Origin of the sequence: Lysinibacillus sp. BNK-21, from assembly GCF_048684915.1 — a bacterium.
GTDB lineage: Bacteria > Bacillota > Bacilli > Bacillales_A > Planococcaceae > Lysinibacillus > Lysinibacillus capsici.
Map to the genome: position 1 here is coordinate 4428560 of NZ_JBLQTS010000001.1, position 13148 is coordinate 4441707.

The window sequence follows — 13148 nt, forward strand, 5'->3', positions numbered from 1 at the left end:
GAAATAATCCTTAGAAAGGAGGTGATCCAGCCGCACCTTCCGATACGGCTACCTTGTTACGACTTCACCCCAATCATCTATCCCACCTTCGGCGGCTGGCTCCAAAAGGTTACCTCACCGACTTCGGGTGTTACAAACTCTCGTGGTGTGACGGGCGGTGTGTACAAGGCCCGGGAACGTATTCACCGCGGCATGCTGATCCGCGATTACTAGCGATTCCGGCTTCATGTAGGCGAGTTGCAGCCTACAATCCGAACTGAGAACGACTTTATCGGATTAGCTCCCTCTCGCGAGTTGGCAACCGTTTGTATCGTCCATTGTAGCACGTGTGTAGCCCAGGTCATAAGGGGCATGATGATTTGACGTCATCCCCACCTTCCTCCGGTTTGTCACCGGCAGTCACCTTAGAGTGCCCAACTAAATGATGGCAACTAAGATCAAGGGTTGCGCTCGTTGCGGGACTTAACCCAACATCTCACGACACGAGCTGACGACAACCATGCACCACCTGTCACCGTTGCCCCCGAAGGGGAAACTATATCTCTACAGTGGTCAACGGGATGTCAAGACCTGGTAAGGTTCTTCGCGTTGCTTCGAATTAAACCACATGCTCCACCGCTTGTGCGGGCCCCCGTCAATTCCTTTGAGTTTCAGTCTTGCGACCGTACTCCCCAGGCGGAGTGCTTAATGCGTTAGCTGCAGCACTAAGGGGCGGAAACCCCCTAACACTTAGCACTCATCGTTTACGGCGTGGACTACCAGGGTATCTAATCCTGTTTGCTCCCCACGCTTTCGCGCCTCAGCGTCAGTTACAGACCAGAAAGTCGCCTTCGCCACTGGTGTTCCTCCAAATCTCTACGCATTTCACCGCTACACTTGGAATTCCACTTTCCTCTTCTGCACTCAAGTCCCCCAGTTTCCAATGACCCTCCACGGTTGAGCCGTGGGCTTTCACATCAGACTTAAAGGACCGCCTGCGCGCGCTTTACGCCCAATAATTCCGGACAACGCTTGCCACCTACGTATTACCGCGGCTGCTGGCACGTAGTTAGCCGTGGCTTTCTAATAAGGTACCGTCAAGGTACAGCCAGTTACTACTGTACTTGTTCTTCCCTTACAACAGAGTTTTACGATCCGAAAACCTTCTTCACTCACGCGGCGTTGCTCCATCAGGCTTTCGCCCATTGTGGAAGATTCCCTACTGCTGCCTCCCGTAGGAGTCTGGGCCGTGTCTCAGTCCCAGTGTGGCCGATCACCCTCTCAGGTCGGCTACGCATCGTCGCCTTGGTGAGCCGTTACCTCACCAACTAGCTAATGCGCCGCGGGCCCATCCTATAGCGACAGCCGAAACCGTCTTTCAGTCTTTCACCATGAAGCAAAAGAGATTATTCGGTATTAGCCCCGGTTTCCCGGAGTTATCCCAAACTATAGGGTAGGTTGCCCACGTGTTACTCACCCGTCCGCCGCTAACGTCAAAGGAGCAAGCTCCTTTTCTGTTCGCTCGACTTGCATGTATTAGGCACGCCGCCAGCGTTCGTCCTGAGCCAGGATCAAACTCTCCATAAAAGAAATTTGATTAGCTCAAATTTTGCTGGCATCATGTTTGATGTCCAAAATTATGTTTCGTTCACTAGCAAAACTAGCTACTTAAAACTTTATTGATTACGTTTTGCTTGTTCAGTTTTCAAGGTTCATGTGATTGAATTGGTGGAGCCTAGCGGGATCGAACCGCTGACCTCCTGCGTGCAAGGCAGGCGCTCTCCCAGCTGAGCTAAGGCCCCATATTTTTATTTTTAGGAAATGGTCGGGAAGACAGGATTCGAACCTGCGACCCCTTGGTCCCAAACCAAGTGCTCTACCAAGCTGAGCTACTTCCCGTTGTTCTTATGGCGCGCCCGACAGGAGTCGAACCCATAACCTTCTGATCCGTAGTCAGACGCTCTATCCAATTGAGCTACGGGCGCATTTAAAATGGTGCCGAGGACCGGAATCGAACCGGTACGGTAGTCACCTACCGCAGGATTTTAAGTCCTGTGCGTCTGCCAGTTCCGCCACCCCGGCACATTTGGAGCGGAAGACGAGGTTCGAACTCGCGACCCCCACCTTGGCAAGGTGGTGTTCTACCACTGAACTACTTCCGCATGTGCATAAGCTTTTTTTATCTGGCAATTAAAATAATGGTGCGGGTGAAGGGAGTCGAACCCCCACGCCTTGCGGCGCTAGATCCTAAGTCTAGTGCGTCTGCCAATTCCGCCACACCCGCTTATTATTATTTATAAATGGTGAGCCATGAAGGACTCGAACCTTCGACCCTCTGATTAAAAGTCAGATGCTCTACCAACTGAGCTAATGGCTCGAAAAAATGGTGCCGGCTATAGGAATCGAACCCACGACCTACTGATTACAAGTCAGTTGCTCTACCTGCTGAGCTAAACCGGCATATGGTGGAGGATGACGGGCTCGAACCGCCGACCCTCTGCTTGTAAGGCAGATGCTCTCCCAGCTGAGCTAATCCTCCTGGGTATTATGCCTAGCGACGTCCTACTCTCACAGGGGGAAGCCCCCAACTACCATCGGCGCTAAAGAGCTTAACTTCCGTGTTCGGTATGGGAACGGGTGTGACCTCTTTGCCATCATCACTAGACTTATTAAAAGACAAGATTTATTATACCATATTTCAGTATAAATGCAAGCTTTTTTTAAAAGCTTACTTGTTCTTTCAAAACTGGATAAACGGCACATTGAATGTTTCAAACTTTTTTGGTTAAGTCCTCGATCGATTAGTATTCGTCAGCTCCATGTGTCACCACACTTCCACCTCGAACCTATCTACCTCATCGTCTTTGAGGGATCTTACTTACTTGCGTAATGGGAAATCTCATCTTGAGGGGGGCTTCATGCTTAGATGCTTTCAGCACTTATCCCGTCCACACATAGCTACCCAGCGATGCCTTTGGCAAGACAACTGGTACACCAGCGGTGTGTCCATCCCGGTCCTCTCGTACTAAGGACAGCTCCTCTCAAATTTCCTACGCCCACGACGGATAGGGACCGAACTGTCTCACGACGTTCTGAACCCAGCTCGCGTACCGCTTTAATGGGCGAACAGCCCAACCCTTGGGACCGACTACAGCCCCAGGATGCGATGAGCCGACATCGAGGTGCCAAACCTCCCCGTCGATGTGGACTCTTGGGGGAGATAAGCCTGTTATCCCCGGGGTAGCTTTTATCCGTTGAGCGATGGCCCTTCCATGCGGAACCACCGGATCACTAAGCCCGTCTTTCGACCCTGCTCGACTTGTAGGTCTCGCAGTCAAGCTCCCTTGTGCCTTTACACTCTACGAATGATTTCCAACCATTCTGAGGGAACCTTTGGGCGCCTCCGTTACCTTTTAGGAGGCGACCGCCCCAGTCAAACTGTCCGCCTGACACTGTCTCCTGCCCCGCTAAGGGGCATGGGTTAGAATTTCAATACAACCAGGGTAGTATCCCACCGACGCCTCCTTCGAAGCTGGCGCTCCGAGATCTCTGGCTCCTACCTATCCTGTACAAGTTGTACCAAAATTCAATATCAGGCTACAGTAAAGCTCCACGGGGTCTTTCCGTCCTGTCGCGGGTAACCTGCATCTTCACAGGTACTATAATTTCACCGAGTCTCTCGTTGAGACAGTGCCCAGATCGTTACGCCTTTCGTGCGGGTCGGAACTTACCCGACAAGGAATTTCGCTACCTTAGGACCGTTATAGTTACGGCCGCCGTTTACTGGGGCTTCAATTCGCAGCTTCGCTTGCGCTAACCACTCCTCTTAACCTTCCAGCACCGGGCAGGCGTCAGCCCCTATACGTCACCTTACGGTTTTGCAGAGACCTGTGTTTTTGCTAAACAGTCGCCTGGGCCTATTCACTGCGGCTCTCATGCGCTTGCACGCTCAAGAGCACCCCTTCTCCCGAAGTTACGGGGTCATTTTGCCGAGTTCCTTAACGAGAGTTCTCTCGCACACCTTAGGATTCTCTCCTCGACTACCTGTGTCGGTTTGCGGTACGGGCACCTCTCACCTCGATAGAGGCTTTTCTTGGCAGTGTGAAATCAGGAACTTCGTCCATACGGACTCGCCATCACAGCTCAACGTTACAGTGTGCGGATTTGCCTACACACACGCCTTACTGCTTGGACGCGCACAACCAACGGCGCGCTTACCCTATCCTACTGCGTCCCCCCATTTCTCAAACGGTGAGGAGGTGGTACAGGAATATCAACCTGTTGTCCATCGCCTACGCCTATCGGCCTCGGCTTAGGTCCCGACTAACCCTGAGCGGACGAGCCTTCCTCAGGAAACCTTAGTCATACGGTGGACGGGATTCTCACCCGTCTTTCGCTACTCATACCGGCATTCTCACTTCTAAGCGCTCCACCAGTCCTTCCGATCTGACTTCAACGCACTTAGAACGCTCTCCTACCACTGACATCGTAGATGTCAATCCACAGCTTCGGTGAATCGTTTAGCCCCGATACATTTTCGGCGCAGCGTCACTCGACCAGTGAGCTATTACGCACTCTTTAAATGATGGCTGCTTCTAAGCCAACATCCTGGTTGTCTGTGCAACGCCACATCCTTTTCCACTTAACGATTACTTTGGGACCTTAGCTGGTGGTCTGGGCTGTTTCCCTTTTGACTACGGATCTTATCACTCGCAGTCTGACTCCCGTGTATAAATATCTGGCATTCGGAGTTTGTCTGAATTCGGTAAACCGGGATGGCCCCCTAGTCCAAACAGTGCTCTACCTCCAGTATTCTCATCACGAGGCTAGCCCTAAAGCTATTTCGGAGAGAACCAGCTATCTCCAAGTTCGATTGGAATTTCTCCGCTACCCACACCTCATCCCCGCACTTTTCAACGTGCGTGGGTTCGGGCCTCCAGTAAGTGTTACCTCACCTTCACCCTGGACATGGGTAGATCACCTGGTTTCGGGTCTACGACCACGTACTATTTCGCCCTATTCAGACTCGCTTTCGCTGCGGCTCCGCCTTCTAAAGCTTAACCTTGCACGTAATCGTAACTCGCCGGTTCATTCTACAAAAGGCACGCTATCACCCATTAACGGGCTCTAACTACTTGTAGGCACACGGTTTCAGGATCTCTTTCACTCCCCTTCCGGGGTGCTTTTCACCTTTCCCTCACGGTACTGGTTCACTATCGGTCACTAGGTAGTATTTAGCCTTGGGAGATGGTCCTCCCGGATTCCGACGGAATTTCACGTGTTCCGCCGTACTCAGGATCCACTCAGGAGAGAACGAACTTTCGACTACAGGGCTTTTACCTGCTCTGGCGGACCTTTCCAAGTCGCTTCATCTAACTCGCTCTTTTGTAACTCCGTATAGAGTGTCCTACAACCCCAAGAGGCAAGCCTCTTGGTTTGGGCTCTTCCCGTTTCGCTCGCCGCTACTCAGGGAATCGATTTTTCTTTCTCTTCCTCCAGGTACTTAGATGTTTCAGTTCCCTGGGTCTGCCTTCAAGACGCTATGTATTCACGTCAAGATACTACGCGATTAAACGTAGTGGGTTCCCCCATTCGGAAATCTCCGGATCAAAGCTCACTTACAGCTCCCCGAAGCATATCGGTGTTAGTGCCGTCCTTCTTCGGCTCCTAGTGCCAAGGCATTCGCCGTGCGCCCTTAATAACTTAACCAAGTTATTAAGCCTATAAAAAACTTAAAAAATAAATGTGTTTGTTACAATTTCAATGTCGTTTTATCCAGTTTTCAAAGAACAAGTTTTGAAGTGTTTCATTCAGATAGAATGAACCTTCAAAACTGAACGCAAAACGTAATCTTACAAACCCAAGGTTTGTATTCCGAAATAATCCTTAGAAAGGAGGTGATCCAGCCGCACCTTCCGATACGGCTACCTTGTTACGACTTCACCCCAATCATCTATCCCACCTTCGGCGGCTGGCTCCAAAAGGTTACCTCACCGACTTCGGGTGTTACAAACTCTCGTGGTGTGACGGGCGGTGTGTACAAGGCCCGGGAACGTATTCACCGCGGCATGCTGATCCGCGATTACTAGCGATTCCGGCTTCATGTAGGCGAGTTGCAGCCTACAATCCGAACTGAGAACGACTTTATCGGATTAGCTCCCTCTCGCGAGTTGGCAACCGTTTGTATCGTCCATTGTAGCACGTGTGTAGCCCAGGTCATAAGGGGCATGATGATTTGACGTCATCCCCACCTTCCTCCGGTTTGTCACCGGCAGTCACCTTAGAGTGCCCAACTAAATGATGGCAACTAAGATCAAGGGTTGCGCTCGTTGCGGGACTTAACCCAACATCTCACGACACGAGCTGACGACAACCATGCACCACCTGTCACCGTTGCCCCCGAAGGGGAAACTATATCTCTACAGTGGTCAACGGGATGTCAAGACCTGGTAAGGTTCTTCGCGTTGCTTCGAATTAAACCACATGCTCCACCGCTTGTGCGGGCCCCCGTCAATTCCTTTGAGTTTCAGTCTTGCGACCGTACTCCCCAGGCGGAGTGCTTAATGCGTTAGCTGCAGCACTAAGGGGCGGAAACCCCCTAACACTTAGCACTCATCGTTTACGGCGTGGACTACCAGGGTATCTAATCCTGTTTGCTCCCCACGCTTTCGCGCCTCAGCGTCAGTTACAGACCAGAAAGTCGCCTTCGCCACTGGTGTTCCTCCAAATCTCTACGCATTTCACCGCTACACTTGGAATTCCACTTTCCTCTTCTGCACTCAAGTCCCCCAGTTTCCAATGACCCTCCACGGTTGAGCCGTGGGCTTTCACATCAGACTTAAAGGACCGCCTGCGCGCGCTTTACGCCCAATAATTCCGGACAACGCTTGCCACCTACGTATTACCGCGGCTGCTGGCACGTAGTTAGCCGTGGCTTTCTAATAAGGTACCGTCAAGGTACAGCCAGTTACTACTGTACTTGTTCTTCCCTTACAACAGAGTTTTACGATCCGAAAACCTTCTTCACTCACGCGGCGTTGCTCCATCAGGCTTTCGCCCATTGTGGAAGATTCCCTACTGCTGCCTCCCGTAGGAGTCTGGGCCGTGTCTCAGTCCCAGTGTGGCCGATCACCCTCTCAGGTCGGCTACGCATCGTCGCCTTGGTGAGCCGTTACCTCACCAACTAGCTAATGCGCCGCGGGCCCATCCTATAGCGACAGCCGAAACCGTCTTTCAGTCTTTCACCATGAAGCAAAAGAGATTATTCGGTATTAGCCCCGGTTTCCCGGAGTTATCCCAAACTATAGGGTAGGTTGCCCACGTGTTACTCACCCGTCCGCCGCTAACGTCAAAGGAGCAAGCTCCTTTTCTGTTCGCTCGACTTGCATGTATTAGGCACGCCGCCAGCGTTCGTCCTGAGCCAGGATCAAACTCTCCATAAAAGAAATTTGATTAGCTCAAATTTTGCTGGCATCATGTTTGATGTCCAAAATTATGTTTCGTTCACTAGCAAAACTAGCTACTTAAAACTTTATTGATTACGTTTTGCTTGTTCAGTTTTCAAGGTTCATTCAGCAACCATCTCTCGACAGCAACTTTTAAATTATAACATTTCTTCACTTCGTTGTCAACACTTTTTTAAAATGTTTTTTCAAATCAGCGGAGACAACTTTTAAATTATATTATAATCAATTATTCATGTCAACATCTTTTTTTCAAATTGTTTTTGAAGTTCAATGTTGTTGATTGCATCGTCTTAACGACAAGTAATAATATATCACGTTAGAAAAAACTTCGCAAGTGTTTTTTATACAAAATCTAATTTAATTTAACAAACTTGCTTTAATAAGCAAATTTGTGTATTTACGAGAATCGTAAATCATAGTATCTTTCCTTATTTATTATTTGTTTTACTATACATCTCTTTCTATTAAATCTCAATATTTTAAATTAAAATACTACTTACTTTTCAAGTTAAATATAGCTCATAAAACTTAGTGTAAAATTACTTCCTAAATAAAACTACAAATTTAATTAGTTGTTTAGGTCAAAGAAGGTTTTTAAAAATTGCATTATGAAAATAAGCAGGCGCTAAAGTAGAAGTACTTTAGCGCCTGCTTATTTCTAATAGTCCCTATTTTATTTCATTACCTTGAGGGTCAACTATATTTAAGCACCACAAGAAGTTATCCCATGCAGAATACCAGCCACTAAAGATTTCAGAAGAATCGTCCCAACGAACATCAAATTTCTTATGGCCATCTATTTCTACTAAATATAAAGTAAGATTCTCGTCTTTTTTAGCAACGACTAATTTCATACCATGCTCGAGCTCTTCCTCCGTAAATGGAACATCAGAAACAGAACGTAATTGTGCCTGTTCAAATACTTGTTTGTTAATAATTTTGTAATTCATTATAAGCCCCCAATAAAATACTTCTTTTTATACTTATTGTATTTGATTTGAAAAACATAGAACTATAAAAGTATAACCTAAATATAATCTACGTTTAAACAACTTAATTTTTTTCATTGAGCAAAAAGAAGAGAACTCACCTATCCTGTGAATTCTCCTCTTAATTCATTGAATGCTCTTTAGCAGCTCTATAAAGAGCCTACGCAGTAATTTATTTTGTAATATGACGCATTGTTGGGAACAATAATACATCACGAATTGACGGTGAATTTGTTAGTAGCATAATTAAACGGTCAATACCTATACCTAAACCACCTGTTGGAGGCATACCGTATTCTAATGCTTCAATGAAATCATTGTCCATTTCATGTGCCTCATCATTACCTGCTTCTTTTTCTGCTAATTGTGCTTCAAAGCGTTGGCGTTGGTCGATAGGGTCATTTAACTCTGTGAAGGCATTGGCGTGCTCACGACGAACGATAAATAACTCAAAGCGATCTGTAAAACGCTCGTCCTCTGGATTTTTCTTCGCAAGAGGTGAGATTTCTACAGGGTGACCATATACAAATGTAGGCTGTACAAGCGTCTCTTCTACTTTCTGTTCGAAGAATTCATTGATAATATGACCTACTTCGTGAACATCCTTCACTTCAACTCCATGCTCTTTAGCAAGTGCTTGTGCTTGTTCTTTTGTCATCGGCTGCCAGAAGTCTACACCTGTTGCCTCTTTTACAGCGTCAACCATATGAACTCGTTTCCAGCCTACAGCAAGGTTGATTTCATCTTCACCATATTGAACAGAAGTTGTACCGAGAACTTCTTGAGCAACATGTGCAATAAGGTTTTCAGTTAGAGACATGATATCTTGATAATCAGCATATGCTTCATATAGTTCAATCATTGTAAATTCAGGGTTGTGGCGTGTAGAAATCCCTTCATTACGGAACACACGTCCGATCTCGTAAACTTTCTCTAAACCACCAACTATTAAACGTTTTAAATGCAATTCGATGGCAATTCGCATATATAATTCCATATCAAGGGCATTGTGATGCGTAATAAATGGACGAGCTGCTGCGCCACCTGCAATTGTGTGAAGCATTGGTGTTTCTACTTCTAAGTATCCAGCATTATCTAAATAATTTCGGATTGCACGAATAATTTTCGAACGCGTGATAAATGTCTTTTTGCTATCTTCGTTTGTCATTAAATCTAGATAACGTTGGCGATAACGTTGCTCAACATCCTGTAAGCCGTGGAATTTCTCTGGCATAGGACGTAGCGCTTTTGTAAGGAATGTGAATTCCTCAGCCTTTACAGAAAGTTCTCCTACTTGTGTACGGAACACGTTACCACGCACACCCACGATATCTCCTAAATCAGCTTGTTTAAATAATTCATACGCTTCTTCGCCTACATGATCTTGACGAACATAAATTTGAATTTGACCATTTAAATCTTGAATATGTGCAAAGCCAGCTTTTCCTTTACCACGTTTCGTCATAATACGGCCCGCAATAATTACCTCTTGAAGGTTTTCCTCAAGCTGTTCTTTTGTTTGATCTGCAAATTGATCACGTACTTCTGTTGATAAATGTGTACGCTCAAAACGGCTTCCAAATGGGTCTTGTCCATTTTCTAGTATCGTTGTCATCTTTTGGCGTCTCACCAATAGTTGATCATTTAATTCTTCTATATTTGACACTTGTTTCACTCCTTAAGTAAATTGTCCGCGTTTACGTCCATAATATTTCTATTGTACACAATTTTAGTGCTGTAATCATCTGTTTCAATTTATTTTCAATCCAATACAAAATAATTAATAATTCTAAAAATTAAAGGTGCTGCTGAAAAGGCGCCTCTATCAAATTATAGAGACGCCCATAATAAAAACTATATCATTAATTCTTTAACTTCGGGAACAATCAATTTAGATTCGCTTTCTTCATACTCCAGTACAAGACTATTTAATAGTACCCGAAGTTCTACCGCAGTTTCTGTTTGGTTAATAGCATTGCGGGCCTTACCATTACCTCGGATTCCTTTTAAATACCATGATGCATGCTTACGCATTTCCCGTACTGCAATTCCTTCTCCTTTTAATTGAAGAAGTCGTTCAAAGTGTAGTAAACATACGTCCATTTTTTCTCGTACACTTGGCTCTTCTTTTAATTCACCAGTTGCTAGGTATTGAACCGTACGATAGATCATCCATGGATTACCTAAAGCAGCACGTCCAATCATTACTGCATCTACACCTGTAGTTTCCAGCATACGTTTAGCATCTTGGGGTGTTTCCACGTCACCGTTACCCAGCACAGGGATGCTGACATTTTCCTTTACTTGACGAATATAATCCCAGTTCGCTTTACCCTCATACATTTGTACACGTGTACGACCATGAACTGCTACTGCAGCTGCACCTGCCCGCTCAACAGCTTGAGCGTTTTCAATCGCAAAGATATGTTCTTCATCCCAACCAATACGCATTTTTACGCTAACAGGCTTTTTAACAGCATCCACAACAGCCGCTACCATCTCATATACTTTATTAGGATCAAGTAGTAAACGTGCTCCCGCTTCACATTTTATAATTTTATTAACAGGACACCCCATGTTGATATCAATAATATCAGCAGTCGTATTTTCATCCACATATTTCGCTGCTTCCACTAAGGTTTCTTTATCTCCACCAAAGATTTGCAGTGAAAGAGGATTTTCACGTTCATCGATATAAAGCATACCTAATGTTTTTTCATTTTTTTGGACAATGCCCTTATCACTAATCATTTCAGCATATACGAGACCTGCCCCAAACTCCTTAACCGTTAATCGGAAAGCAGAGTTACAAATCCCAGCCATTGGCGCTAATACTACTCGGTTGTCCATGACAATATCGCCAATTTGAAATGGCTTCTCTGTTGACTGACTCAACGTTTTTCTTCCTCCTCTATAGGCTTTACCTATTTTCTCTATCTATCGTTAATGCTATACGCTGATAATTCATTCCTATACAAATACTTAATTCACCGCTGACGGCTCATTAAAGTGGTTCCAGAAGATTACGCCTTCCTTTTCACAATCCATTTGCTGTAACAGATCATGCGCTTGTTGTAGCTGTTCATCGAAAGGTGATGGTGTGATCTCTACAAGTGGTACTAGGACGAACGCTCGCTCGTACATTCTTGGATGAGGAACAATTAAGTTCTCCGTTTCAATATTCTCTTGATTGTAAAGTAAAATGTCAAGATCAATAACTCTTGGGCCCCAGCGGAATTCTCTTACACGCCCTAATTCCCGTTCGATTTCTTGGCAAATATTTAACATCTCAACAGATGATATAGCTGTTTTTAGATGAACAGCTATATTTAAAAAATCGGCCTGATCCGTATAACCTACAGCAGCTGTTTCAAAAACAGATGAAACACGAATCAACTCTAGTTCCTTCTTTTCTTTTAAAAGGTCTACTGCATGCTGAAGATTCTCATATCTCTCCCCCATATTTGTTCCGATAGATAAATAGACATCCTTCATTAGAAATCCCCCCTCGTAACCTCAACAGAGACTTCTTTATAATAACCATGAATAGGTGGGTCTGGTTTAATGAGCTCTACACGAACTCCTTTTACTTTATCAGGATAGGTTGCTAAAATCACATTTGCTATTTTCACAACAAGAGCCTCAATAAGCTTAAACGGTTCACCCTCTACAATATCCCGACATAACGCATATACCTCTGCATAATTTACGGTATAAGAAAGATCATCCGTTTCACCGGCTTTTGTCATGTCTACTGCAAGCGAAACATTTGCTCGAAAGCGTTGGCCTAGAGTGGTTTCAGCTGCTAATACACCATGATAACCATAAAACTGCATGTCCTTTAAATGAATATAATCCATCACGCTTCCTCCTTAAACAAACGTTTACCCACTAATACATCTGTCATATATGTTGCCCGCGCCATTTCCTTTACATCATGAACTCTTATCATATGACAACCCTTTTCAATTCCATAAACCACTGTGGCGCTTGTCCCTTCAAGACGCTCCTCAACAGGTAAGTTCAAGACATTACCAATCATTGATTTACGTGATGTTGCTAATAATACGGGATAGCCCATAGCCACTAAATCCGATAAGTGTTGCATCATAGCTATATTTTGTGCAGTATTTTTAGCAAAGCCGATACCTGGGTCTAAGATGATATGATGATCGGGAACTCCCGCTTGCTGTGCAATGGCAATACTTTTTTCTAAATCTGCCTTTGCAGTCGTCCAAAAATCAACACCATAATCCATATTTTCACGGTTATGCATTAAAATGATTGGAACATGTAAGTCTGCAGCAACCTGAGCAATTTCTGGTTCTGCCTTTGCTCCCCAAATATCATTGATGATATGTGCGCCGGCTTCAATTGCGGCACGCGCCACACTTGCTTTATACGTATCAACTGAAATAATGACCTTTACTTCTTGTGCTAACGCTCGAATAACAGGCACGATGCGTGCAATTTCATCTTCATCTGAAATTCGTTCGTACCCAGGACGTGTAGATTCTCCACCTACATCGATAATTTTTGCTCCTTCAGCCACCATTTTTTTTGCTTGAGTAACTGCAGCCTCCACATTGTTATACTTTCCTCCATCAGAGAAGGAGTCCGGTGTAACATTTAGAATCCCCATAACAAATGTTTCTTGTCTATAGTCTAATGTAATACCATTAATCGTTAATGGTTTCGTATATTTTTCTAGCAT

The 13148-nt window shown here is 45.3% G+C and carries 6 protein-coding genes, 9 tRNA genes and 4 rRNA genes; all 19 read right to left on the reverse strand.

What is annotated here, in order from left to right:
• Positions 1-14: 14 nt before the first annotated feature.
• A 16S ribosomal RNA gene (locus ACMGGO_RS22145) occupies positions 15-1566 on the reverse strand.
• 139 nt (positions 1567-1705) lie between these two features.
• Positions 1706-1781: transfer RNA gene (locus tag ACMGGO_RS22150), tRNA-Ala, on the reverse strand.
• Between the two features lie 20 nt (positions 1782-1801).
• A tRNA-Pro gene (locus tag ACMGGO_RS22155) sits at positions 1802-1878 on the reverse strand.
• Positions 1879-1887: 9 nt separating this feature from the next.
• A tRNA-Arg gene (locus tag ACMGGO_RS22160) sits at positions 1888-1964 on the reverse strand.
• An 8-nt stretch (positions 1965-1972) separates the two neighbouring features.
• Positions 1973-2061 (reverse strand) — tRNA-Leu (locus tag ACMGGO_RS22165).
• A gap of 5 nt (positions 2062-2066) precedes the next feature.
• Positions 2067-2141: transfer RNA gene (locus ACMGGO_RS22170), tRNA-Gly, on the reverse strand.
• A gap of 37 nt (positions 2142-2178) precedes the next feature.
• Positions 2179-2263, reverse strand: a tRNA-Leu gene (locus ACMGGO_RS22175).
• Positions 2264-2280: 17 nt separating this feature from the next.
• Positions 2281-2356: transfer RNA gene (locus tag ACMGGO_RS22180), tRNA-Lys, on the reverse strand.
• 7 nt (positions 2357-2363) lie between these two features.
• A tRNA-Thr gene (locus ACMGGO_RS22185) sits at positions 2364-2439 on the reverse strand.
• A gap of 3 nt (positions 2440-2442) precedes the next feature.
• A tRNA-Val gene (locus ACMGGO_RS22190) sits at positions 2443-2518 on the reverse strand.
• A 10-nt stretch (positions 2519-2528) separates the two neighbouring features.
• A 5S ribosomal RNA gene (rrf, locus tag ACMGGO_RS22195) occupies positions 2529-2644 on the reverse strand.
• A 116-nt stretch (positions 2645-2760) separates the two neighbouring features.
• A 23S ribosomal RNA gene (locus ACMGGO_RS22200) occupies positions 2761-5688 on the reverse strand.
• A gap of 181 nt (positions 5689-5869) precedes the next feature.
• A 16S ribosomal RNA gene (locus ACMGGO_RS22205) occupies positions 5870-7421 on the reverse strand.
• The 16S, 23S and 5S rRNA genes sit together here with 9 tRNA genes alongside, the layout of an rRNA operon.
• 692 nt (positions 7422-8113) lie before the next feature.
• A complete protein-coding gene (locus ACMGGO_RS22210) occupies positions 8114-8395 on the reverse strand; it encodes a hypothetical protein (protein WP_048395308.1) in 282 nt (93 codons plus the stop codon).
• A gap of 211 nt (positions 8396-8606) precedes the next feature.
• Complete coding sequence (gene lysS, locus ACMGGO_RS22215) at positions 8607-10109, reverse strand: lysine--tRNA ligase (RefSeq protein ID WP_175400778.1); 1503 nt, start codon at positions 10107-10109, stop codon at positions 8607-8609.
• Between the two features lie 179 nt (positions 10110-10288).
• Positions 10289-11329, reverse strand: coding sequence for a tRNA dihydrouridine synthase DusB (gene dusB, locus ACMGGO_RS22220; protein ID WP_420282273.1), 1041 nt, complete (start codon positions 11327-11329; stop codon positions 10289-10291).
• An 87-nt stretch (positions 11330-11416) separates the two neighbouring features.
• Positions 11417-11929, reverse strand: a complete 513-nt coding sequence (gene folK / locus ACMGGO_RS22225; protein ID WP_054548584.1) for a 2-amino-4-hydroxy-6-hydroxymethyldihydropteridine diphosphokinase — start codon at positions 11927-11929, stop codon at positions 11417-11419.
• The gene (gene folB / locus ACMGGO_RS22230) at positions 11929-12294 is read right to left on the reverse strand and encodes a dihydroneopterin aldolase (RefSeq protein WP_004229125.1); all 366 of its coding nucleotides are present in this window, start codon (positions 12292-12294) and stop codon (positions 11929-11931) included. The genes folK and folB overlap by 1 nt, the downstream gene beginning before the upstream one ends.
• Positions 12294-13148 carry a dihydropteroate synthase gene (gene folP / locus ACMGGO_RS22235; RefSeq protein ID WP_004229126.1) on the reverse strand — a complete coding sequence of 285 codons (855 nt, stop codon included), beginning with the start codon at positions 13146-13148 and terminating at the stop codon, positions 12294-12296. Before folP ends, folB begins: the two co-directional genes overlap by 1 nt.

Coding starts and splice junctions, on each gene's coding strand:
- ACMGGO_RS22210 (WP_048395308.1), bottom strand. CDS start 8,395: ATGAATTACAAAATTATTAACAAACAAGTATTTGAACAGGCACAATTA.
- folK (WP_054548584.1), bottom strand. CDS start 11,929: ATGAAGGATGTCTATTTATCTATCGGAACAAATATGGGGGAGAGATAT.
- folB (WP_004229125.1), bottom strand. CDS start 12,294: ATGGATTATATTCATTTAAAGGACATGCAGTTTTATGGTTATCATGGT.
- folP (WP_004229126.1), bottom strand. CDS start 13,148: ATGCTAGAAAAATATACGAAACCATTAACGATTAATGGTATTACATTA.